Origin of the sequence: Bacillus sp. JJ1532 (assembly GCF_036965085.1) — a bacterium.
Lineage (GTDB): Bacteria > Bacillota > Bacilli > Bacillales > Cytobacillaceae > Cytobacillus.
The window spans coordinates 4,286-4,998 of the sequence record NZ_JBALOW010000136.1 but is presented as its reverse complement, the minus strand read 5'-3'; the positions used below and the strand labels follow the sequence as shown (position 1 = coordinate 4,998).

At 33.5% G+C, this 713-nt stretch carries 1 pseudogene; it reads right to left on the bottom strand.

From position 1 onward, the window contains the following. Positions 1-107: 107 nt before the first annotated feature. Positions 108-541, bottom strand: a pseudogene (locus V7122_RS25285) (GNAT family N-acetyltransferase). Between the last annotated feature and the right edge of the window lie 172 nt (positions 542-713).

The window sequence follows — 713 nt, the reverse complement described above, 5'->3', positions numbered from 1 at the left end:
GCGCCCGATTGCTGAAGATTATTACAAAGTCTTATTGAACAAAAGCACCCCATTAGTCGAAATAAGAACTCTAGCTTTTTAATCACTAAAGCGACCGATTACATCATTTATTTGGATGTCCATTCATATTGTATATCAGGTAAATTTTCTTCATTTTCATGTCCTCTACCTATGATTTCAAATCCATGTTTTTCATAAAATCGTTGCGCATTTCATTTACTTCAAATGTGTATAATGTTAATTTCCCACTTGATTGTGCTTTTACTTTATCTAGTAATGTTTGACCTATACCGATTCCTTGATAATCTATATGAATATACAGTTGGGTTATTTCCCTTTCGTTATAGGCAACCACCCCAACTACTTTTTCATCAATTAACGCTAAATCTATTTGACACTGTTCAGGTAATATATGATTTAAATAATAAACGTGATTTTCAAAGCTGTGAATTTCTTTCTGACCAATAGCCTTTTCCTTGCTATCTCGCCACATAGCCACTGTTTGTTCAGCGTATTTGGGGTTAAACTGAGCAATTAACATTTTGTTTTGGTTCACAACGATACCTCCTCAAGTTATTATTAATGCTTTATACGTAATTTCCCTGTAATTAATTCGACGAATACTGCCTGTTGCAGGTATTATGCTTATATAAAACTTCCTCCTAGCCTCTTTCGCTAAGCTGCTTCTTTAGTATAAGTACAATCTTTCACAA